General features: G+C 48.4%; 14 protein-coding genes, 1 tRNA gene and 1 pseudogene. 2 read left to right on the top strand and 14 right to left on the bottom strand.

The genetic code is table 11. The annotated features are described in order from the left end of the window. Positions 1–139: 139 nt before the first annotated feature. From avs5 to ACP4QI_RS04225, 11 genes and pseudogenes are all read right to left on the bottom strand, one after another. Positions 140–2,449, bottom strand: coding sequence for an AVAST type 5 anti-phage protein Avs5 (avs5, locus tag ACP4QI_RS04275; RefSeq protein WP_426495179.1), 2,310 nt, complete (start codon positions 2,447–2,449; stop codon positions 140–142). Positions 2,450–2,868: 419 nt separating this feature from the next. Further along, on the bottom strand, positions 2,869–5,067 hold the full coding sequence (locus tag ACP4QI_RS04270) for a DEAD/DEAH box helicase (protein ID WP_426495180.1): 2,199 nt from the start codon (positions 5,065–5,067) through the stop codon (positions 2,869–2,871). Continuing rightward, a complete protein-coding gene (locus ACP4QI_RS04265) occupies positions 5,064–6,380 on the bottom strand; it encodes an ATP-binding protein (protein ID WP_426495181.1) in 1,317 nt (438 codons plus the stop codon). Before ACP4QI_RS04265 ends, ACP4QI_RS04270 begins: the two co-directional genes overlap by 4 nt. Positions 6,381–6,383: 3 nt before the next feature. After that, on the bottom strand, positions 6,384–8,693 hold the full coding sequence (locus tag ACP4QI_RS04260) for a TerB N-terminal domain-containing protein (RefSeq protein WP_426495182.1): 2,310 nt from the start codon (positions 8,691–8,693) through the stop codon (positions 6,384–6,386). Positions 8,694–9,062: 369 nt separating this feature from the next. After that, on the bottom strand, positions 9,063–9,983 hold the full coding sequence (locus ACP4QI_RS04255; RefSeq protein WP_426495183.1) for a hypothetical protein: 921 nt from the start codon (positions 9,981–9,983) through the stop codon (positions 9,063–9,065). Between the two features lie 607 nt (positions 9,984–10,590). Further along, positions 10,591–11,148, bottom strand: a complete 558-nt coding sequence (locus ACP4QI_RS04250; RefSeq protein WP_426495184.1) for a hypothetical protein — start codon at positions 11,146–11,148, stop codon at positions 10,591–10,593. Between the two features lie 484 nt (positions 11,149–11,632). Continuing rightward, complete coding sequence (locus tag ACP4QI_RS04245; RefSeq protein WP_426495185.1) at positions 11,633–14,323, bottom strand: DUF927 domain-containing protein; 2,691 nt, start codon at positions 14,321–14,323, stop codon at positions 11,633–11,635. A 67-nt stretch (positions 14,324–14,390) separates the two neighbouring features. Further along, positions 14,391–14,582, bottom strand: a pseudogene (locus tag ACP4QI_RS04240) (helix-turn-helix transcriptional regulator); the annotation flags it as partial. Between the two features lie 120 nt (positions 14,583–14,702). After that, entirely contained in the window at positions 14,703–15,629 is a 927-nt protein-coding gene (locus tag ACP4QI_RS04235) for a hypothetical protein (protein ID WP_426495186.1), read from the bottom strand. 130 nt (positions 15,630–15,759) lie between these two features. Further along, positions 15,760–16,974, bottom strand: a complete 1,215-nt coding sequence (locus ACP4QI_RS04230) for a tyrosine-type recombinase/integrase (RefSeq protein ID WP_426495187.1) — start codon at positions 16,972–16,974, stop codon at positions 15,760–15,762. Positions 16,975–17,139: 165 nt separating this feature from the next. Further along, positions 17,140–17,215 (bottom strand) — tRNA-Thr (locus ACP4QI_RS04225). Between the two features lie 317 nt (positions 17,216–17,532). Here ACP4QI_RS04225 and ACP4QI_RS04220 point away from each other — a divergent pair. After that, complete coding sequence (locus tag ACP4QI_RS04220; RefSeq protein ID WP_285128542.1) at positions 17,533–20,166, top strand: bifunctional diguanylate cyclase/phosphodiesterase; 2,634 nt, start codon at positions 17,533–17,535, stop codon at positions 20,164–20,166. A gap of 30 nt (positions 20,167–20,196) precedes the next feature. On the opposite strand, the gene proA is transcribed toward ACP4QI_RS04220, so the two are convergent. Together proA and proB are read right to left on the bottom strand one after the other, a co-directional pair. Continuing rightward, a complete protein-coding gene (gene proA, locus ACP4QI_RS04215; protein WP_426495188.1) occupies positions 20,197–21,450 on the bottom strand; it encodes a glutamate-5-semialdehyde dehydrogenase in 1,254 nt (417 codons plus the stop codon). Between the two features lie 10 nt (positions 21,451–21,460). Next, positions 21,461–22,564 carry a glutamate 5-kinase gene (gene proB / locus ACP4QI_RS04210; RefSeq protein ID WP_032616689.1) on the bottom strand — a complete coding sequence of 368 codons (1,104 nt, stop codon included), beginning with the start codon at positions 22,562–22,564 and terminating at the stop codon, positions 21,461–21,463. A 304-nt stretch (positions 22,565–22,868) separates the two neighbouring features. On the opposite strand from proB, the gene phoE reads away from it, so the two are divergent. Beyond that, the gene (gene phoE / locus ACP4QI_RS04205; protein ID WP_156262962.1) at positions 22,869–23,921 is read left to right on the top strand and encodes a phosphoporin PhoE; all 1,053 of its coding nucleotides are present in this window, start codon (positions 22,869–22,871) and stop codon (positions 23,919–23,921) included. 68 nt (positions 23,922–23,989) lie between these two features. Here phoE and crl read toward each other — a convergent pair whose 3' ends face one another. Next, positions 23,990–24,391 (bottom strand): sigma factor-binding protein Crl, encoded by a 402-nt coding sequence (gene crl, locus ACP4QI_RS04200; RefSeq protein ID WP_142488341.1) that lies wholly within the window; start codon positions 24,389–24,391, stop codon positions 23,990–23,992. Positions 24,392–24,432: the final 41 nt, after the last annotated feature.

The following is a 24,432-nucleotide window of genomic DNA, read 5'->3' as shown; positions in this document are numbered from 1 at the left end:
AAGTATTTTGGAAATAAAACAATGACATAGCCAAAACACAATCTCATTAGCTCAGTTTAATACTTTGTGGGATAATTTTTTAAGAGTTTAATAAATGACAAGGGAGTGAGTCACTTGCCATTTATTAATTTAAGGATGATTATTTCTTACGGCTCTCATAGAAGTTAATTAATTCATTGACTTCTTCTTTACGAGGAAGGAGTTCTATTAATGGATTATTCTTAAGATATTGTATTGCATATCTAAAGCCACCATCATTTTTATCCATCATTTTGTTTATGTGCCTTGAGTTATTATTATAATTTCGGATGGATTCTAGGCTACTTTCAAAGAAGCTCAGCGCATATATTTTATCATTATTTATAGATAGAGCCCTTGCAGACAACTGCGCTAATACTAATGTGGCACTGTAATAAGTTTGATTTTTAAGCTCGGCACTATCAAGTCTTACTTTGCTTGCATAACTCATTCCTTCGATGAGGTCATCAATTGTGTGTGCCGATATTAATTCTGACTTAGCCCTTTGTAACCAGTAGTGCATATCTTCACGATAGGTATGTGCAATCTCCTTATATATATCCCTAATAAATTTATGGACATTCTTTCCATTCCCAAGTTCATTTAGTTTATCAAAGCTTATAAGATTCCTTGATGCTGCAAGAAATCCTTTTGACGCAAGAGATATTATTAACTCAGATACTGTTTTATAAGATGCAGGGTTTTTATCAATATAATCACTGATAACTCTTAAAAGCCAGGATGGTGAATTGCAGATTATAACTCCACTTGGTTCTGTGTTAGTTGACTCCAATTCAAATAATCTATCATTTTGCGAAATAAAACTCTGAATATCAAAGTATTTATTGTGACTGATGATATGACCATATGTGGCTTTATTAAAAGCTGCAATTAAAATCAAAACAAATATAGAATCTTCATCAAATTGCTTATTAAATAAATTAGAACCACTTAGTCTATTTTTATACTCGCTATAGTATCGATAAGCAAAATTCAACAACGTCTCTGAAGATTTATAAAGTGGTAGTCCCTCAAAAGAAAGCTTATCGTTGAGATAGTTACCTTCTTCATTAATCAAGTTATTTTTTATCTGAATTTCGGTATGTAATATCTTTCTGTCCTTTAACTTGAATCTATATAACTCTGCATCACCAAAACTCGAGCATAAAACAATTTTGTTACTAGGATGCACCCTTATGGTTAAAATCTCATCAATGCTTTGTGCATTAAAGAAATTAGAGTCGAAAACGAATATATGATTCTCGAATTTTATCAATGAATTTTTAATGGAAGGATCGAATGTATCAGTCGAAGAGTAATAAGAGGCATTATATTCTTTTTTTGCCTCAATGATTTGAAATAAAAGTACAGATTTTCCGCTGAAACGTCGACCTGTAATTAGGATATAGTCATGATCCCGTAGTGCTTTAATTGCATCATCACAGACATCTCGCTGAGAAAAAGTTATAGAATTTCGAAGAATTCTTTTGTTACCCACTATTTTAGTTACAGGGCCTCCATTAGCAAATAAATTTATAGCTTCTTCTTTCATTAACTTGGAATCATCGAGTTCGAAACTTCTTGTGGGGGATTTTCGCTCAACATTCTGAAGTATGTTATTTAACCATTGATATATCTGATCGTAAGTGTCAAAGGTAATTACTTTTTCGATGCCGTACTCCGAAAGAGCTATTTTTTCTTCTAAATTTAAATATCCTTTCTTCAAATAAATTGATTTCTTAAATGGTGTACTTCTTGATAAATGCATTAAATCAAGCTCGCCATCAAGACTGCAACCTATGAAAAGGAAAGCTGAGTTTTTGGCCTCCTCAGATAAAAAGGATAGCATGGATTTATTTTCTTCTATACTGTGTGCATATTCACGCCAAGTAAATATCAGATTTTGATCTTCGTATTTAATATATTCAGTAATATCGCCATGAATTTTGAATAGACATTTATTAGCGGATATATATTCTCTCTGAACTGCTCGATTTGGATGCAGGATTTTGTATTTTCTATTAACGTTCTCTATAGCATCATCAATATTAAACGTGAAAATGTGAGGCCAATCTAAATTTATTATTTTTGTCTTTTCGTGATCAGAGAGTTTACACTCTGAAAAAATGTTACCTAATAATGCCTTCGATTTTCGTTTGGGTATATATTCCTCCATACTTAGAAGTCCAAACGCTTTTTTAAGCTGGCTGATTCTTAGAATTTCATCTATTTCTGTTTGTGTTAACCCTTCTTTTTCTGCCGCTATATTCCTAATCAACTCCGTAAGTTTAATAGCATCAGGAACTTTACCATTTTTTGCTCTAATATCTCTAGTAAATCCACTGCCAAAAAAAGGTATCAATTGAGAAGCCTTAAATAAAGCCACAATCTCATGCTTCAAGTTTGGTTCAGAATGATGTTGTACTTGCATTTTATCCTCGGTACAATTTGAATTGTAAATTTAGCTCAGAAAATTTATTTTAGATACCTGTTCGCTAGCGAACATTCGGATATTGTAAAAAAACCTGTTCATTTTATCAACTCTTGGCTTAACTCATTTCACTCTAGGAGAGATTAATAATCTGGTTTAGATCAGAAACTAACACTTAAGTTATAAACCTAAGTTGAAATATATATTTTATTGCAAACATGAAACATGATCTAACCCAGTGACTCTCAAAAGTAAGGTCATTGAACAAGAACTCATAAGGGCTTTATCCATTTGCGCTCCTCACTCAAAGCAGACCTTGTGACCTCGATTTCTGGCAGATTCGAGTCAAGAGTGAACATTGCTAACATCAATCGGCCTCGATCAACGGGAGAGCAGATCGCCCTTATCGCTTAGCTAGTTTACTTAAGATGCTGGTTCAACCAAATACAAGTACCTTCAATGTCATACGCTTTTTGCCCAAATCCCTTCGCAAGAAGGGATTCTGGTAAATACTCGTCGTATTTATCCAAGAACTTTTCTGGAACATCTTCGGCAAGATCAAATGCAGATGGTAAGCCTGACAACAGCATTTTTTTAAGCGCCTGTTGAACCGTTGCTACACTTGCATCATCAATCTCTATAACACCTGCTAATGAATTGGCTTTAAAGCCATACCGTATGAGCAAGGCTGTAATCGTATTCACAACTTTATCCCCCATCCAGGGAATTACATAACAGTGTTGCCCACTCGTAATAAAATACTCATTTTGCAGGTTATAACGCTGAAAGTTACTACAGCCTTCCGCAAATAGGTTTCTGGCGGCAGCATCGGCATAATCTACTTTCTTGCCGCCTATTGCTATGCGGTAATCACCTTCCCTATAGATAGCGAGCATTTCCTGACGAACGGCATCATGAACAGACATACCTCCCCCACTAAATTGTGGTGGCTGACCGCCTTTGGTTGCCTCTACATAGATAACTTTTTTCTCTGTCTCAATCTCTGTCACTTTCCAGCGCCGCCCACCGAAGATGATGTGTTGGTCTGGTAGCAGTGGGGAGTCCACAGGCACTGTTCCAAGGGTTCTGTTTCCGGTGACAATGCGGAACTCTTCTGGAGTATTGAACACAGCATAAAAAGTGTAATGGTTAGTCAGTTTCTCCCCCTCTGCCCCAACAACCATTTCGCCGCTAGCAAGTTGAGTGAGTAGGCCACATGCTCCCATATGTTTAAGCAGGCTTTTGAAATCGTTTAAATCTACATTTCTGAATGGCCCTGTCTGGCATAGTTGTGTCCAGAGCTGGTCGGCACGAACTCCACCCCATTGTGCGGTAATTGCAAGAATCTGGTGTAGCAGCGTGGAGTAATGCATCTGCCGGGAATCGGCAGGCTCAAACCATTGTTTAGAGATCATCAACCTGATCATTGCCATCGACTGCACCAACTGGAGTCGTAGGTGATCAACGATACTGCTACTCACAGTAAGCTCATTTTCTGTAATTAGCATTCTGAGTATTGATGGGGAATCGCGTCGCCCAGAACGCCCCATACGCTGGCGCAAACTGGAAACAGAATGCGGAGGCGTAACTTGGATAACCGACTTAACCTTACCGATATCAATTCCCAACTCAAGCGTCATTGTACAAACAGCTGTAGTGGGCAAATTTCCTTTCTGAAGACGAGATTCAAGCGCCTCACGTAATTCCTTGGCAAGGGAACCATGGTGGGGGAAAAATTCATTCGGAACAATTTGTTCCTCACACATGTCGCTCAGCGTTGCCGCAATGCTTTCAGTGCGCTTTCGGCTGTTTGCAAAGACCAAATGAGAATCGCCACGGCAAAGCCTGAAAATGTCAGAGCAAACGTCATGTTCAGCTGAACTCTGAAGTTCTTCCTCTTTTTGGATCACTCGCTCCAGGTACCCTTTGACCTGTACCTGAAGAGTGGCCGTGCTATTACTATCTGTAACAGTTACGCAGGGGAGTCGTTTGTCCGGGCGCAACATTTCAGGCACTTTCTCCAGTTCACCCAGCGTAGCACTCAACGCAACGCGGGGAATTGGATTTACCTGGCGACCTAGCACATGGTCAATTCTATTGAGCAGAGAAAGCAGCTGTACACCACGCTCTGAGCCAATAAAAGCATGAAACTCATCAATAACGATGTATGCGACTGAAGAAAATGCCTGTTTGAGCCAGCCCATTGAATTTATGAGCAAAGACTCAAGTGACTCAGGTGTAATCAGTAAAATGCCAGCAGGGTTCGTCCGAGCCTTCTTCTTTTTGCTTTGTGGTACATCCCCGTGCCAGGGAGTCACTGGCATTTCCAATGCATCTCCAAGGCTCTCAAGACGACGGTACTGATCGTTAATCAATGCCTTCAACGGACTGATATAGACGATGCCAAATCCATTCGTTAGATCTGCAACTGCCGAACAGGCAGGAAGAAAGAAAGCCTCTGTTTTACCCGCTGCTGTACCTGCACTGATTAGCACGTCTCGATCACGGGCTAAAATTGCCGGGATAGAACTCTCCTGCAAGGGCCTTAATGTAGACCACCCCTGCTTGTAAACCCACTTACGGACGCGGGGATCGAGGCTATCGTAGGCACTGCTCATAGTTTGAAGTTCGCCAGTCCGTCGTCGTCGTCGCTTTCCTCCACAATGGCGTCATCCATATCGCTAGGTCTGTCCACTTCAATCGCCACACCCTCGATTAATGTTTGCCAGTTCATCGTTCTGTTTTGTTCGAGTACGGCCAGCATGTCCAGGAAGCCTTTTATGGTATTACGGGGGGTACGGAAGTAAGCGTCTCCAATGGTTTTACTACAGTGATGCAGGAACCCAGTCAGTGCCTCATCTGGTACCAGATAATTCTCTGGATCTCCGCCTGCATAAACATGACGAAGATTTCTCAGCAAAATATACAGTTCCTCAGGGGTGAGGCTGGCAAGATGCAAAGTGGGGGATGAGTAGTCAATCACCCCTGCTTTTTGCGCGAACCGGTTTTCCGCCAGACGCGACTGGAGGGCCTCATAGCTGTAAAGACCTTTACGCGGATCGAAAAGAAACTCTGGCGTACCCCCGAGGATAAAACCAATGTTCTCGGCTGAGCCTTGCAGGCAGTCATTCAGGATCCGCAAAATCTGTTCGTAGTTCGCTGTTCTTGCTTGCGTATTATTCAGCTTAAAGAGGTTCACCATTTCGTCGAGGCTGACCAAAAGACCGGCATAGCCTGCCTGTCGGACAAAAAGGCTCATCAGCTTCAAAGAATCATAGAATGAAGCGTCTGAGATAATAGTCCGAACGTCGAGATCGTTACGGGCATCAGTTTTGGTGGTGTACTCTCCCCGCAACCAGCGAATAGCATTGGATTTTAGCGTTTCGTTATCCTGCTCATGCCCGCGCCAGAATGCATCAATGACCTTCGCAAAGTCATATCCACCCACCATATCTGACAGAGCTGTCAGGCGTTTATGAATAACTGATGAAACCTCGGAGCCGTCCGTATCCGCTTCCTTTCTTGCCTCCGTAACGAATCTTTCAACAACGCTAAGTAACGCATTACCATCCGGCTTGTTTCTGGTGGACATGTTTTTCATAAGCTCAGAATAGAGATTACGAGCCTGACCTCCCGATGAGTGAATGCGCCTGTCAGGAGAAAGGTCTGCACTGACTGACACCAGCTTCTTCTCTAGCGCAATAGAGCGCACAACACTCAGAAAGAACGTTTTACCAGAACCATATTCACCGATGATAAGTCTGAAGCTTGCACCACCGTCAGCAATCCTCTCAATATCTTGGTGGAGAGCGGTGATCTCATTCACGCGGCCAACCTGGATATGCTGGATGCCTATCCTTGGCGTTACACCTGACTTAAGTGACTGAATAATAGCGTCACGTTCTTTCACTCTTATACGTGTTACAGACATTCACTATCCCTCTAATTCTTTGGCAATTTCCAGGTCAACCCAGATATCATCATCGGCATCGTCCAGTACTGGAGCATCAACCACCGCATAGGACCAGTCATTGATCACCTCAAGCGCACCGCCGAGCATCAAATTCAAATTTCCGCACAATTCTGTCGCCTCTTTTCGGGACCACTGTTCTTTCTCCAGCAAACTGCGATAAAGCTGGCTATGTGCGGAGTCAAGCCCCCCCGCCTCCGTTGATGAGGCTGGAGCACTTTCTGGCTCTTCCGGTTCTTCTTCGGTGAAAATTGTGTTCAGCAATTTACGAACATCATCCGTGGCAGATTCGTGGCGGGCAAGTACATTAGCATCCAGTGTGAACCCAGCTGCTGTCTGAACAGTTGGTACAGACGAGACGAGATCATGTTCAGCTGCGGAATGCTGATGGATATTGCTCGAGACATATGAGGGATCCAGCCCCAAACTTGAATAAATCTTCTCAAGCTGTTTGATTTCGGCAGGCGCTATCGTACCATCCGAACAGGCAACACTAACGATAACCTTACCCACAGCAGCTTTTTCCGCGGCCCCCATCAACTCAATCCTGCTTTTCATTCCTGTCATATTGGCTGGGGTATGAAGTTGCCACGTTAAATACGCATGTAGAGAACGTTTTTCATCATCGGTGAAGCCAGGATTGTTGTTGATGGCATTCTCAAGCACTTTCTGTTCAGCTTGATCAAGAGAATCGTCAATCAAGGCGACCATCGCCCCTAATCTGAGCGTCATTACGGCTGAGATAAATTCAGGAGAAGGTGAGAAGCGTCCATCTTCGGCGGCAGGGAATAGAACAAGCGTCCCATCAACATCCGCCTTCACATGGTGATAATACGGGTCAGGTGCCAGACCGTAACCCATCTTCAGAGCAAAGGCCTGCATCAAATCGGCCTCTTTTTTATTGATCTTATTGGGGCAACTGGCATTCATATGTGCCCAAAAGTCAGCAACTGAGACTAACCCCTCCTTGACGAGGATCGCCTCATCAGCCCAGCGTTTGAATGAGCTTAATATTTTTTCTGCGCTTTCATTAACGATCTCTGAAGGGAGCAACATAATTGCAGCCGTATCATTGACTGACGTACCTTTCCTACCAAGGTAGCGACTATAAGCATCAAGTTCATCCGTACATATGTCGGCAAGAGCCATAATTTTCTGGACAGGGCTCTTCAACGCACTTGGATCAGGCAGGTCGGGAACAGGAAGTCGAACACCTCGCAAACTAGGACTTGCTGGTGTGTAATCTAACCTTAGGCGCGTTTTATTCGCCTTAACGACCATCCCTTCACCATATTTGAGGGTGTAACGCCGTTTGAAAAGCGCAGCAAACTCTTTAGCACAGCGGCGAGCCGGGGTACGCAGCGAATACTCGGTGTGGTTTACTACCCAGTTCAACGCCAGTTCAGCTGATACAGGAACTCCTTCATGTACAGTTTTTGCCAGAGCCAGCTTAAATTGCATGCTGTTGCTGAAACCTGAATTGCTATCGAGCTCAGTGGCTAAACCCATGTTCGGGCGAAGAATAGACATGGCTTCGAGTAATTGGGTCGAATATCCACGGAAGGAGCGGTTCTCACTGAATACCGATCTTAACCGAGCGACTTCATTGAATAGATTACGGAACTCAGCATCAGGGAATTTTGGGTCAATTGAATCTACGAGCGCTTTTCTTTCCAGGCCGTAGAGGTAGATAAAAACATAGCCGATAGGACACGATGGATCAGACCTATCGCTGGCAAGCCAACTGACATACGCACCGCGTGCTTCTGGGGAAAGAGAGGAAAAACTGGGCCAGTATCCTAATGAGCTGTCCTCGTAAAGATAAGAAGTAGGTTTTATCTTACATGTGTCATCAATTAATGATGCCTCACTTCCATCGTCATAATAGCCGCCTGATTCCTGACCGGAGGACTTCATACGTTGCCCCACGTAAATGTGGCCACCGCTAATTGCTAAACCAGCTACAGTTATCATCTCACCCGGAAGTACCCATCGAGCTAGTGCACCTGCTGACTTTGAGGTGTTCCGGTAATGATTGGTTGTCACCCGAAGTTCAACACCCCGGCCACCGCTCAATGTAAAAGTTGCAAGGTTATCGTCTTCACTATCATCGTTTCGCACAACCGCCTCTTTTTTCTTGATGTCAGCGAGCCATTCTTTTGGCGGTGCTTTCACGGGGCTTGAAGCATAAGACTTTGGAGATTTACGTTTTTTCTTTCTAAAAAACAACAAGTAAATGACTAAAATCGCCGCCAAAAACTTCAATAACTCCATGATATACAACCTTAAAATCATTCTTCACGCCCACTTATAAGCAGCAATGAAGGTTGGGCAAGTGGATTAATCTCAAAATAATACGTCTAAATCGCAAGGGTTCAAACCAAAATGCAATCAAAATTAATTTATTGATTTAAAGGAAAATAATTATTGATTAAGCATGCTTCTCAAGCAGAAATTTTGAAGGCATGCGAATGCTTGTGGGTCATTCGTATCAGAATGAAGTTGAATTGGTTCTGCATAAACATACGGGTAGCTGTTACATGGATGCAGAACCGGCGGCAATTATCTTTATCTATTTGCTGTCAGAACTGACTCTACTAACGGGAAATGAGCTCACCGACGGCAAACCGTGCAGAATGCATTTCATGCTCCAGTCACACGAACAAACCACACAGCAAGTTTCTGTATAAAATTCCTACGCTGGTGGCGTTCAACTTCTTGAGCGCGGATTTCCTCTTGTTCCTTTTGTCTCTGATTGGTTAGCAGCGTCGGATTTCTCTGCATAAATTCTCGGTAGGCTGATTCGGCAATGAGGGCATCCCCTGCAATAGCGACAGCGGTAGCCTTGAAGCTTGCCGCCCTCGATCTGAAATCTCTGGCTGATTTCATGATGCGAGAGACTTGAGACTGTTTAAGACCAGATTGGAGCCTATTTGCCTGAACAAATATCTCCATCGATTCTGTCCCAGCGCTAGCAGGGAACATCCAGCCTAAATGCCCATTACCTTGTAGATAAAAATCATAGTTGGCGTACCGCTGCGATAGCTTCTTAACCTTACCTGCAAATTCTTTTTCTACTGTGGCTAACGCAACGAGTGTTTTCGTTCGCTTTGCAACGGATTCTTCTGGGCCTGCCAGCAACCCCTGTTCACTTCTCAGCCTCTGAAGAGCCTTCCCGAGCGATTTCACATCGCTGGCCATAGCATCAATTGAGTCAGACATCTGCTTCGCATGAGTGTTGTGGAGCGATAGCCATTTTTCGTAATCCGTAACGTCAGCACACCCTGCGAAGAGTATCTTTTCACTGCTGTACATTTGGGAATAATGCATGAAAATTTTTACCGACAGCTCACACGCTCGACAATAACGCTGAAAGCGAGAACTCTGTAACCGGCTTACCATCGCATCGGAAAACAGCTGGCACTGCATTTCATCCCAAAGCTCCCCATCCTGGATTTCCATTACCGGAACGGGAAAGTCACCTTCTCTCTTTCGTATTTCATCAAAATATTGTTGCCTGACGTGCAAAAGCCCGCAAAAAGCTGCTGTAGTTATTTTCATCATAAATAATTGATCTTTTTAATATGCTGCAAAAATGCAGCATCGAATGATGCTGTTACAACTCGCCCACTCTTAATTGAGGGAATGTCTTTTCATGATTAAAGGATTAGTCAGACGTCGGAAGATCTTCCGATACTGCCAGAATAATCGGTCAAACTCTGTTTCATCTGGCTGTTTGTGAATGAGCATTAGCCGCTTAAGACCATAGAATTCCTTCACCAACTTTTCGTGGCTCAATATCCGGTCATGCTCAGCGGTAATCTGATAACACTCCTCAAGCGCCCAGGCTCCCAATTTACGCCAGAACGCATTATTAACTGGCATGAGCTGAACATCGTAGGTTTTTAGCTGGTGGGCTACAAATGCCTGTGGTAATTCACCTATCGCCTTCTGATGCTGAAAATCATACGACCGCCAGACCCGCAAACGTATCTGATCTGGTTTAGGGTACACCAGGCTAATAGATATGCAGTACAATGCTCACCAGACGGAGCATCCAGATACACTACATTTCGATGAGTATCTGTGCGCTTCAATAACCGATATCCAACCGGGACTTCGTATCCTTCCAGAGCATAATCTTCATATTTCCTAATCAAGATAGCCTCCCTCAGGCTCTGGCCAGTGCTTCCTCAACCTGATCCATTCTCCCCAGAATGCCCGTACAGGCGTAAGGGAAAAGCTCCAGTGACAGTCGCAGCTCTGTTTCGCTGCTGACCTCCCGAAGATAAGGTTTTTCTTCGCGATCAAACAAAATGAGTACCACACCAAATCGCCTTTTCAACCGCCTGGCCATGCATTCCCAGTACTCAAGATCGTCACGGTAATTGATAGCGATGCATTCCGTCCGCAATACCCACTCCATAAAGGCCGTTTGAGTTCCACGTGGGCACTTACGTTCGGACTGGTCATCCTGCCAGGCATGAATTTTCAATGCTGTGGGTAATCTTGGAATAAATGTGTCAACTTGCCTCATATCGAACCGGCAGACAATTTGCGGTTCTTCACCAAGATTGACCAATGCAAACTGGCTACCATCTGTACGCATATACCATTGTCGCCAGGCTGCGGTATCCATTCTAGGGATTTGAATTTCATACACGCCTCTTTCAAAAAATTCTGTGGTTTCATCCACCAGCGCTCTTTTTCTAAGTTCATTTAATTTCATGCAAGGCTCTTTTTTCCTGTTATCCCTTTTTATCTATACAGGCTAAAAACCTTACACTCCAGGGGATTTTATATATTTTAAAATGGTTCCGTTCCATATATGGAAAAAATGATGCCACATATTTTAATCATTTAACCTGTGACATCACTTATAATGTAAAAATAAAACAAGAGGAAAAAAACCGTTGTATTTAGTCCAGTAAATATCAACGTAGAAGTTGTGGTTCAGTTGGGTCAGTTGGATTAAACCTTGAAGACATTGCTATTACTGGCATTTGTTGAACCACATTAGAGCTGGGTCTGTGGTTCAACATCAGGTCCCTGTGGTTCATCACCTTCTGGAAAGTTGGTTCAATCACGCCATAGTTGGTTCCGTGTGGTTCAGTTTTTCGACGTAAATGCCCGTGGGGCATAGGCATCAGAAAGTGATACCGACGAACCAACTGAACCACAACCCTCGATGTCAGAGTCTCACGTAGATAATCTTACTTCTCCGGCCGAAACCTGATTTCAAAGACACGCGCTTGTCTGCCATTAACACGAGGGGATTTCTTCATATATCCCCTGTCGATTGTCGGAAGGATCAGCATCCCGGCTTCAATCAACACCTCACAAACTTGCTTGTAATTGAATCCCTTCGCCATCTCGTTTTTGAATGTTTCAGGAAAGACATAAAAAGTCAGTGAGTCGTCCTCATGATTTCCCCTTTGCCTGTAGCCCGCTAATTCCCTGATTGGCAACGCGGCAGGGTCGAACGGTATTGGCGCAAATCGGCTAAGTCCATAAGTATTCAGGAATGCTTCCACCTGCTCGATAATTTGCTCTCGTTCTTTATTTCCAGAACCAAAAGCATCCAGCCATGCGTCATAACAGTGTCGAACTGCCTCAATACATGCCTTTTCACTCCAGCCCGTAAGCGTTCGACTAAGCAGCAGAGCCGCTTCAAGGATCGCAAACCTGGAACCCACTCGGTGTACTTGCTCGCCATGTTCAGCAGGGATTTGGTTACGCCAGCGCAGTTCACATTCGCGAACAACATCAATCGCCTCCTGCTGGTGGTCAACTAACCATTTGATCCACTCTCGACCAGCTGCCCCATAGCTGTTTTGATAGCCACTTTTCAGTGCGTCGGCGTGTTGCTTCCCATTATCATATTCATGGAAGCAATTGGTCTTACTCAACGGGATATTGAGCAATCGTACAAGTTGGCCAGCTTTCGTCTTATGCCCCGCCGCCGAAATGAAGGTTTCAAGATCCATCTCCCCAGTGCTAATGGCAACTGTTCTCCAGCGCTTAAGGTCACGGTTCCCACCTTCTTTAGCGCCCTGCAGTTTACCCACGCCGTTGAACAGCGCGTAGGCACTTTGAGACACACTAACCGGGTCAGCTCCTTGGCCAACTTCATCCAGTGACATCAGGCCATCATTATGCGCAGAGGCTTCATTGGCCAGACCCAGCGAGGTCCCATACCACGTAAGCCGCAGAAGATCAGGGCAGCCATACAAACTGCTGGCCATATTCGCCGTGGTGGTCTTGCCTGCACTGGACTGTGCATAGAAATGAAGTCCAAATCCATCCGCCCCACACAGACCAAGAAGTGGGGCGGCAAGGGCAGCGCCGATGGCTGTCATCATGCAATAATTTCCCTCTGCCAGATGTGCGACATCTCTACGCCAACTCTCAGGCGTCCCTTTGCAGGTATATCCAGAGGCTGCGGAGCTCCGTCCGCTAAATAAAACCGGAGTTTCGGGAGAGCCGATAATCTCTCCGTCCGCCATGATATAGGCACCATGTTGCCACCCAGTGGCATGGGATATAAGCCAAAGTGTTTCTGGATAATTGCGCTGGAGCCAGTCAGCAAGCGTCGCACGCAAACCACTTTTTGCGGTAATGTTAACGCCACCTTTTTTCAGCACTCTCCATCCTTCCTTTTCGCCAATGTCAGCTAAAGGGATCGCTTTAATGGTAGGCAAATCCGAGCCAAAAGCAGTCCAGCGGATAATCAGGTACAGCTCGTTTCCATCAGTACCTATTCCAACAACTTCCATCGGTGAAGATAACCAACTTTCCTGTAGAGTGATTTCGCCGCTGTCTTTACCCACCTTGGGTACCACCCAGAAAATGCCATCCCGACGAGACTCAACGCGAGCTTTAAGTGGATCGTTTTCAGTGGTACAGACTTCCGACTCACCGTTGTGCTTGAGAGCCGGTAACATTGCTTTCGGCTGATATTGAACAACTGAGCCGTCAAAATCTGCAGAAGCTTTATCAAGCCCAAACCGCTGGTGGTAGTCATTCCAGTCAGCTTTGTAATCCACTGGCGGGAGAGCTATCCACCCCTCTACAGCTGCAGCGGCTTTTTCCGCAGCGGCTAACCCGACATTAGGCTGCTCCTCGCCCTGCCAGTCGTTATCAGCTGCGATGATGATTCGACTGTTCGGGTACTTGCGACGCATAGCCTGCGCTACAGGTGTCAAATTTCCGGCATCCAGACCCACTACGACCATGGAATCTGGCTGCATGAGTTGGACAGATAACCCCGTTGCAAGCCCCTCGCAAACGACGATGTCACTCCCCACATCAGCGGTACTCAGGGCGTACCATGCCCCCCTTTTGGCTGACCCTGGAAGAAGCTTTTTTTCGCCGCTTATTGTGATGGACTGAGCGGCCACTACGCTTTCAGTCTCATTCACCAGAGGAAGCAGCAGCGTACCATCGGGGAGCACCAGAAAACGCCCATCATTCAGCCCCTTCGCGGCCAGGTACTGGCTTTGCCCTGGCAGGGCTTTCGTAACCATTACCTGGTATTTCGACGTAAAACGCTGGCGACGGATTTCAGCTTCCTGATGTCCCTTTTGCCGGTAATAAGCTATTCCGTCCGCGCGAGAGCTATTGGCATGATTCAGCACAGAAGCGACCTGATTCGCAGCCTCTGTCGCGCTAACCTGGTATGCCTTTTGGACTAAATCGAGCCCGTCACCCGCCCCGCATTGATTACAGATATGTGCGCCACAGCCTTGATCGTCAAATCGAAAACGGTCTGTACCACCACAGACCGGACAGGCCGAATGTTTACTTGGAGAACCTGGCACTTTAATGCCAAGGCTTTGCAACACGAACGGCCATTGCCCCGAAGCTGCCTGAACCACCTCCCGGATGTTATCGATACTACGCATTTTTCACCCCTACATTTCCACAGTTGAGGGATGCGTTCACAGCGTGTGATTTGATTCCCGGGGAATAGATACCGTTGCGGGACTCTTCGATGCGTTGATCGATCCAGTCATCGATTTCGCTCTCAACAAAGGCGATAGCGCGAGTACCGATCTTCACGGCAGAAGGAAAACGCTGCTGGCTCATCAGGCGATAGATCCAGGCCTTGCTGTAGCCGGTGCGACGTTGTACTTCGGGTAAGCGGATAAAGGAATGGGACATGATTGACTCCAGTTGATGTTGAATTATCTGGAGTCATTTCAAACAATTAAAATGCTGTGATCCACCACGCTGCAGCGCAGAATGTACACTCTGCGTCGCAGAGGTACGGTTTACGTTGTTTCACCATTTAATCTGATGGTGCTTCGCGTGCAATAAAATCCAGTTCCTGACAGTTATGAGAGAGTTGTGATACCCCTGTTCTTCAAGCCAAAGCTGATAGTGTTCTGCAGCCTTCATAGCACTTTTGAAGTTTGCCCTATTTTTGAGCCAATCATCGCAAACTAGCTGAGAGGCCTTACGGTTTCTGGCATGCTTCGCATCTGTAGCTTTCTTTGAAGAAACCTTCTTTTCATTCTTAAGGGCCGACAAATCGTTATCTGCCAAGATAAGTTGATGCTCAAGCGCAGCTCGTTTTTCCTCAAATGCCTCAAGCTTTTGTTGCTGTGCCGTCACAGCTTCAGCCTGGCGGGAATAACCCATTGCTTTCATTGCGTTCATCGCAGGTTGAACGATGAATGACATATCACTAAGAGTGATAGTTGTATCAGGATTGTCATCCTGAAAAGGGTTGGGGTAGACCGCGTCGGCGATAAGCAAAAGAGCCATTGCGGAGAAGTATTCAGCTGGCTCTGCATCAATAAACCCTTCAGAAGATTCGTTATCCACGAACCATTCAATGATTTCGTTGAGCACCTCAACATTATCAAGGTCGTATATATCAAGATCGTTATCGTCGCCGACAAACTCGAGAAAATCACCATAACGATTATGTACATAGGCGAATGGATACAGCTCATCACCTTCCCAGCGAAAGTACGCTATATTTTGGCGGACTTCAGTTTCAAGCCGTTGGATCTCCTTTTCCCGCTCTTCCTGCCAGTAAACATCAATCAAATCCATGATCAAATTTTGAACGTGAATGACCTGAGAATTTGTTCTTTTTTTACGCGACAATATCCGTCGGGCATGGTTTGCAATCTCGTTCAATGCCGTAATTGGGTAAGTAGGAATAGAAAAATCTAAGGGAAGAGTGTGTTGTTCAGACATGGTTACGCCAGCTACGCCATCTTTGATAGGGAGCTATGCCAACCCGCAAATGCATTACTGTGGCATAGCCCTGTGTTTTATACGTCTACTGCAGTCTACTCTTTTTTAGTTAAAACACTTATCCGAGCAGCTAAGCTGACTTTCCGAACCTGCCATGGACGAGATTTCCATTCTTCTCAAGGCTGTCTATGTAATCCGCATACCACTGCAACATCTCCCTGCGACCTTCCAGATACTGAGCGTGATTGTAGGTACCACGAATCGAGTTTTTATCGACGTGTGCAAGCTGTGTTTCAATCCAGGCGGTGTTGTATCCCTGCTCGTGGAGGATGGTACTCAAGGTATGTCTGAAGCCGTGGCCAGTAACACGACCGGTATAGCCAATACGCTTAAATACCTGATTGATACTAGCTTCACTCATGGTCTTTCGTGGGTCATTACGACCCGGAAAAATCAGAGGATAACGCCCTGTCATTTGGCGGATGCGCTCAATGATGGCTAGTGCCTGTCTGGATAAAGGCACAATATGTGGGCGGCGCATCTTCATACGTTCTGCCGGGATGATCCACACCGCAGATTCTGTGTCGATTTCTTGCCATGTAGCACCTCGTAGTTCCCCCGTTCTTACGCCAGTGAGAATCAACAAGCGCGCGGCCAAAACGATTAAAATACTGCCCGAGTACTGGGAAAGAGACTCGAAAAATGCAGGAAGCTCGGAAATGTTCAGGAAAGGATAATGGTTGGACTCGTGTCCTTGCATTGCACTGGTAAGATCAGGGGCTGGATTGTATTCGGCTCGACCAGTAACGATCGCATAGCGGAAGACCTCGCCACAGCGCTGTCTGACCTTTTTTGCCTTCTCTGTTGCTCCCCTGCTTTCCATGCGGCGAAGCACATTCAGTAATTCGAGTGGTTTGATGTCCGCAATAGGCTTTTTGCCGATGTAAGGGAACACGTCTTTGTTGAAAGCTTCCATAATGTCCGAAGCATATCCTTCAGACCATTTATAAAGCTTGCTGGCATGCCATTCACAAGCGATTTCCTGAAAGGTGTTTCGGACACTAGCCTCTCGTGCTAGTTTCTCTTCTCTCTTCGCTACATTGGGGTCAATCCCACCAGCAATGCCCCTTTTAGCCTCTTCACGTTTACTACGAGCTTCAGCCAAGGTCACGTCGGGATAAACCCCAAAAGCAAGCAACTTCTCCTTACCGGCAACACGGTACTTAAGTCGCCAATAGCGTTTTCCATTAGGGTTGACCAAAAGGTAAAGTCCCCCGCCATCTGAGAGTTTGTAAGGTTTATCTTTTGGCTTTGCGGTATCAACCTGGCGGGCGTTAAGTTTCACTGGGGGTATCTCCATAAGACCGAACAGCACATACCCCCGAATGTACCCCCATATGCATGTAGATTTTGGGGTGTGTCAGTAGACGTCAGAATACAAGCGAGAGCTGGAAGATGCAGATTATAAGGGGTTTTAGTGAACTTGAGTAGACTTTGAGAGATGCTTGAATGGTGCCGATAATAGGAGTCGAACCTACGACCTTCGCATTACGAATGCGCTGCTCTACCAACTGAGCTATATCGGCTTTCAGGAGAGAGACTACGGTGTAAAAGGGTAAGAAAAAGCGCCCACCTCGTCAACCCCTCACCTTTTAGTCGTTGTTTTTTACACCAACACGCGCAAAAACCATACATAACAAAGGGATTACACCCCGTCTTTCGCGCTTCCATAACGCATACTCGTCACATTTTGCGGCAATTTGCTCGCGCCAGTTACGCCATCTCCCCTCTTCCTTCCAGGATCGGCTATCTTCAAATTTATCTTTTTGAAATCAAGCCCCGCCAGAACAGGTCGATATTAATTAGATCGGAACACAGAAATGCCTGAGAGAGTGGGTAAATAATGCATAAATTTTTTGTCACCGATGACATATCCGGCCCGGACCTCGAGCCGAAAAGGACAGCGACCTTAATCAAACGCGCCCTGGTGCTGATGTTTTCCCTGCTGTCAGTGCTGTTTATCATCGCCATCATCGCGCTGCTGACGATCGTGCGAAACATCAATCAGGACAGCGACAAGCACAGCGCCATGCTGCTGGAAAAGGCGATCCATAACCGGGTTGATACGCTCACCACCCATATCAAAGACTACGCCTGGTGGGGCGAAGCCTACCAGCATCTTCATCCGAGGGTGGATACCGACTGGGCCTATACCCGTCAGAACATGGGGGCCACGCTGTGGCGCGATTTTGAGTATGAAGGGCTGTTCGTGCTGGACGGTAACGGGCAGACCCGTTACAGCGTGGTTGATGGCAAGCTGGTGAAAGACTCTCTGCAATCCTGGCTGGGAGACGACCCCTTACCCGAGCTGATTCAGAAAATAAACAAGCCGGACGCTATCCCACTGTCCAGTACGGTGGTAATGAGGAACGGCCATCCGGCGCTGGTGGCCGCAGCGCGCATCACCACGGGTGATGACGCCAGGATCCCTGTTGTCCCCGGCCCGGCCTCGGTGCTGGTCTTTGTTGACGTGCTGGATGACCGTAAGCTCATCGCGCTGGGTGAAGAGTACGGTATCACCCAGACCCGCGTGCAGCACAAGGGGGCGACGAAGCTGGCAGGGCGACGCGGAGTCGCAACGCTCCCCATTGATGGCCAGCAAATCACTTTTGAGTGGAAAAGCGAAGATCCGGGACGCGAGCTGCTGCGCTACATCCTGCCGCTGCTGATCCTGCTGGCGCTCTGTACCGCTATTCCCGGCGTAATGCTGGGACGCAACGCGCTCAAAAAGGCGCGGATGTATGATGAAAACACCTTTCTGCTGGCACAGAACCGCCTTGCCCTCACCGCCAGCGAACGCCGTTTTCGTGACGTAGCTGAGGCCACCACGGACTGGATCTGGGAGACTGACGCAGAGCTACGTTTTACCTGGCTTTCCGAGCGTTTTCCCGGCATTACCGGGCACAGCATATCGGCCTGGATCGGTCGCCCGCTCAGCGAGTTCATGGCCGCAGACAACCAGTCGCTGGCGGAGTGGATCACCCAGCCCGGCCAGACGGGCCATCGTCGTCTGCTGCACTGTCGCTATCTCTCCGTGATGGGCCACCAGCGCTACTGCCATATTGCGATCAAACCCGTCGTCACGCCGGAGGGGATAACCGGCTACCGTGGCACCGCCACGGATGTCACCCTGGAGGTCGAGGCGCAGGCGCGCGTGGAGTATCTCTCCCGCCACGACGAGCTCACCGGGCTGCCCAACCGGGTGCGAATGCGCGAATTTCTCGAGGGCAAGCTGCGGGCGCAGCCCACGCAGGCGCATCCGCTGGCGATGCTCAGCCTCGATCTCGATAAGTTTAAACCGGTCAACGATCTGTTCGGCCATAGCGCCGGGGATACCGTCCTGCATGAGGTCTCAGCCAGGCTACGGCACTGCATCCGCGATTACGATCTGGTGGCGCGCCAGGGCGGGGACGAATTTATTCTGATTATCTCGGACATTCATGACCGGCGGTACATTGATACCCTGTGCGAACGCATTATTGCCGAACTGACGCGCCCCTTCCTGATCAACGGGAATGAGATCGTGATCGGTGCCAGCATCGGGATCGCTATCGCGCCGCATGACGCCGTCGACGCGGGTGAACTCCTGCGCTTCTCGGACATCGCGTTGTACAAAGCCAAAAGCACTGGCCGCAACAGATGGGTGTTCTATACGCCTGAAATGGCCGAGCAGATGGTGCAGCGCCGGGAGATGGAACAGAGCCTGCGCGACGGCATTAAGAAAGAGCAGTTCCGTCTGGTCTACCAGCCGCGCTACGGCCATGACTCCTCACGGATCATCGCCGTAGAGGCGTTAATCCGCTGGGATCACCCTGAACTTGGCCTGATCATGCCGGATCAGTTTATTTCTCTCGCCGAAGAGACCGGGCTGATTATTCCTCTCAGCGACTGGGTGCTGAAGACCGCCTGTCGGGACGCGCAGCAGTCTCTGCACGGCCTCTCTGTTTCGGTAAATATCTCTGCCGTCGAGTTCCAGTCCTGGCAGGTGGTGGACCGCATCCGGGATGCGCTGCAGCAGTCGCAGTTAGATCCGGCCCGGCTGGAGATTGAAATTACCGAAAACGCTACCCTGTGGAACCCGGAAAACAGCCTCGAAATCATGCTGGCGCTGAAGAAACTTGGCGTGAAGCTGCTGATGGACGATTTCGGGACCGGCTACTCCTCCCTGAGCTATCTGCGCAATTTCCCGTTCGATGGCATCAAGCTGGATAAATCCTTTATCGACGGTATGCCGGAAAGCGACAGCGCCAACACCATCGTCGAAAATATTATCGGCCTGGGCAAGGCCTTCTCGCTGAGTATTACGGCAGAAGGGGTGGAAACCGAAGGGCAGCTGCAGAAGCTGATGATGATGAAGTGCGATGAAACCCAGGGCTATTTAATCAGCAGGCCGCTCAGCCTGGCGGCATTGCAGGAACAGATCGCCGTGCTGGACTCGGCGGCACAGGAAAGGATTGAGCAGAATTCACAAGGATAGCGCGGGCAGCAGAGGCCGCCCGCCTGGAGATTACGCCCGAATGGTATCGTCACCGAAGCCGACCCACTTGTAGGTGGTCAGCGCTTCCAGCCCCATCGGGCCGCGCGCGTGCAGCTTCTGGGTGCTGACCGCGACTTCAGCCCCGAGGCCAAACTGGCCGCCGTCGGTAAAGCGGGTGGAGGCGTTTACGTAAACGGCAGAAGAGTCCACTTCGTTCACAAAACGGTTGGCGTTGCTCATGGTGCGGGTGAGGATCGCATCCGAGTGCTGGGTGCCGTGGGCGCGAATATGGGCGATGGCATCGTCCAGATCGGCAACCAACTTCACGTTCAGATCCAGCGACAGGAACTCGTCGTCGTACTGCTCTGCTTTCACTTCCTCAACCTTCGCCGGGCCCGCTTGCAGCGGGGTCAGCGCATTGATATCGGCGTGCAGGGTGACGCCGCTTTGCGCCATCTGCTGGCTTAAGGCTGGCAGGAAGCGATCGGCGATATTCTGATGCACCAGCAGCGTCTCCACCGTGTTACAGGTGCTCGGGCGCTGGGTTTTGGCGTTGACGATGATCTTCAGGGCCGGTTCAAACTCGGCCGTGTCATCGACAAAGATATGGCACACCCCAATACCGCCGGTGATCACCGGGATCGTCGACTGCTCGCGACACAGCTTGTGCAGCCCTGCCCCGCCGCGCGGGATCAGCATGTCGATGTATTTGTCCATCCGCAGCATCTCGTTGACCAGGGCACGATCCGGGCTTTCAATCGCCTGCACCGCACCGGCGGGCAGGCCGCACTCTTCCAGCGCCTGCTGGATCACTTTTACCGTTGCGGCGTTGGTGCGCCAGGTCTCTTTCCCGCCGCGCAGGATAGCGGCGTTGCCGGTTTTCAGGCACAGGGAGGCGACATCAAGGGTCACGTTCGGGCGCGCTTCGTAGATCACACCGATCACGCCTAGCGGCACGCGGCGACGTTCAATCCGCAGGCCGCTGTCCAGCAGTCCGCCGTCAATCACCTGCCCGACCGGATCGGCCAGGCTGCATACCTGACGCACGTCGTCGGCAATGCTTTTCAGGCGCGCGGGGTTTAAAGCCAGGCGATCGAGCATCGCCTCGCTCAGACCGTTGCGGCGGGCTTCTAATAAATCCTGCTCATTGGCGAGCAGGATCTCGTGTGACTGGGCTTCCAGAAACTCTGCGATTTTTTCCAGCACGCGGTTTTTCTCGCGGCTGGAAAGGAGCGCCAGTTTGTACGAGGCGGCTTTGGCAGCGGCGCCCATTTGTTCCAGCATGTCCTGCTCCTTAACGGGTGATCATATCGTCGCGATGGACAGCAACCGGGCCATACTCATAGCCAAGAATGGCATCGATCTGCTGTGAATGGTGGCCTGCAATACGGCGCAGCGCGTCGCTGTTGTAGCGGCAGACGCCGTGGGCAATGTCGCGCCCTTCCAGATTACAGATACGGATCACTTCACCACGGGAGAAGTTGCCTGTCACGTTTTTAATTCCTTTTGGAAGCAATGAGCTGCCTCGTTCCAGAATCGCGGCAGTGGCACCTTCATCCACGGTGATCTCCCCTGCAGGCGGCGCGCCGAAAATCCAGCGTTTGCGGTTTTCCAGCGGCGTGGCTTCGGCGTGGAAACGGGTTCCAACAGAAATGCCTTCCATCACATCGCCAATTACGCCCGGACGGCTGCCGGCGGCGATGATGGTGTCGATACCCGCCCGGCACGCCACGTCGGCGGCCTGCAGTTTGGTGCCCATGCCGCCAGTGCCGAGGCCCGACACGCTGTCGCCGGCAATGGCGCGCAGCGCATCGTCGATGCCTTTCACGTCGGTGATCAGCTCAGCCTGCGGGTTGGTGCGCGGGTCAGCGGTGAACAGCCCCTGTTGATCGGTAAGCAGCAGCAGCTTATCTGCGCCCGCCAGGATCGCCGCCAGCGCCGAGAGGTTATCGTTGTCACCTACTTTGATTTCTGCGGTAGCGACCGCATCGTTTTCGTTAATGACCGGAACGATGTTGTTATCCAGCAACGCGCGCAGGGTATCGCGGGCGTTCAGGAAACGCTCGCGGTCTTCCATATCGGCACGGGTCAGCAGCATCTGCCCGACGTGTATGCCATAGATAGAGAACAGTTGTTCCCAGAGCTGAATCAGGCGGCTCTGACCCACGGCCGCCAGCAGCTGCTTGGAGGCAATAGTGGCGGGGAGTTCGGGGTAACCCAGGTGCTCACGTCCGGCGGCAATCGCCCCGGAGGTCACAATCACAATACGGTGCCCTGCGGCATGCAGCTGTGCGCACTGGCGCACCAGTTCGACAATGTGGGCGCGATTAAGGCGGCGCGATCCGCCTGTTAACACACTGGTACCGAGTTTTACCACCAGCGTCTGGCTGTCACTCATGATTCTCTGCCGTTTAACAATAAGGGAAATGATATCAATCAGACTTTTTATCAGGACTGGGGCCCGTTGCCAACCGCCTTAACACACAGGCTACGACTTTGTTGCGCGGGATCAGGAAGCGTAGCGGCAAACTTTGACACTTTTATTACTGAAATAAAAAAATACCCTTTTTTAAACTTATTCCGGAATTGTCATAAAACGTTCATTTCAGAAAGTTAAAACCCTTCCTGTTTTTTCACGGAACAAAAGCATGAGCTTACTGTTCAGCGAATATTAGCGCGTTTATAAGAAACCAGGATTGAAAATGAAAAAGAGTACTCTGGCATTAGTGGTCATGGGCGTTGTAGCAACTTCATCTGTACAGGCAGCCGAAGTATTTAATAAAAACGGCAATAAACTGGACGTGTACGGTAAAGTGAAAGCCATGCATTATCTCAGCGATGATGATGCCAAAGATGGTGACCAGACTTACGTGCGTTTCGGCTTTAAAGGCGAAACTCAAATCAATGAACAGCTGACCGGCTATGGCCGCTGGGAAGCTGAATTTTCCGGCAATAAAACCGAAAGCGACTCTTCTCAGAAAACCCGTCTGGCCTTTGCCGGTATTAAGCTGAAGGACTTCGGTTCATTCGACTACGGTCGTAACCTCGGTGCCCTGTACGACGTTGAAGCCTGGACCGACATGTTCCCGGAATTCGGCGGTGACTCTTCCGCGCAGACCGACAACTTCATGACCAAACGCGCCAGCGGCCTGGCAACCTACCGTAATACCGACTTCTTCGGCGCCATCGACGGTCTGGACCTGACCCTGCAATATCAGGGTAAAAACGAAGGACGCGAAGCGAAGAAACAAAACGGCGACGGTTTCGGTACCGCTCTGACCTATGATTTCGGCGGCAGCGATTTCGCCATCAGCGGCGCTTACACCAACTCTGACCGCACCAATGCCCAGAACCTGCTGGCACGTGGCGAAGGTGAAAAAGCTGAAGCCTGGGGCACCGGTCTGAAATATGACGCAAACAACATTTACCTGGCGACCATGTATACCGAAACGCGTAATATGACGCCAATCTCCGGTGGCTTCGCCAATAAAGCACAGAACTTCGAAGCGGTTGCGCAATATCAGTTTGATTTTGGTCTGCGCCCGTCCCTGGGTTATGTCCAGTCTAAAGGCAAGGATATTGAAGGCATCGGCGATGAAGATCTGGTGAAATATATTGACGTCGGCGCGACCTATTATTTCAACAAAAATATGTCCGCGTTTGTTGATTATAAAATCAACCAGATTGATGACGATAATAAACTGGGCGTGAGCAGCGATGATATCGTTGCCCTGGGTATGACCTACCAGTTCTGATTTAGCGAAATAAAAAAACCCGGCGCTGTATGGCCGGGTTTTTTTATTGTCTGTTTTCGCGTCGGACGTTAAGCAGTCAGCTTCACCGGCTCGTTGGTGAAATCATCAGCAGGCTCGAGTTTCAGATCGAACGTCGCCAGCAGCGTGCGGGCTTTCTCGTGGAATTCACGCAGGGTATGCTCCAGGCGCTGAACCACTTCAGGATCTTTAATCGCCATCGCCTGCCAGTGGCCCTCTTTATTGAACAGGCCAAACTGGTAGTTATAGGTGAAGCGTGACGCTTCGGCTTCCATTTCCATCCACCATCCCCAGAATTCGCGCTTTTCCGGCGCTGGCTTTACGTTAACGCACACGGCCAGGCAGTCGAAAAAAAAGCGATTCTCTTCGCACTGCTCTTCGCGGATGTAGGGGCCAAGAGCCATAAACTTCTTGATCATTCTACTTTTCGGATGTCCACTCGGTAACGTCATTGCGATCTCCTTTTATGAAGCCACTGTTGTACCAAACCTTA

It is taken from the genome of Leclercia sp. TB492 (assembly GCF_049974505.2).
Lineage (GTDB): Bacteria > Pseudomonadota > Gammaproteobacteria > Enterobacterales > Enterobacteriaceae > Enterobacter > Enterobacter adecarboxylatus_C.
Note: the sequence above shows the minus strand (reverse complement) of the source record. Positions and strands in the feature narration are given on the sequence as shown.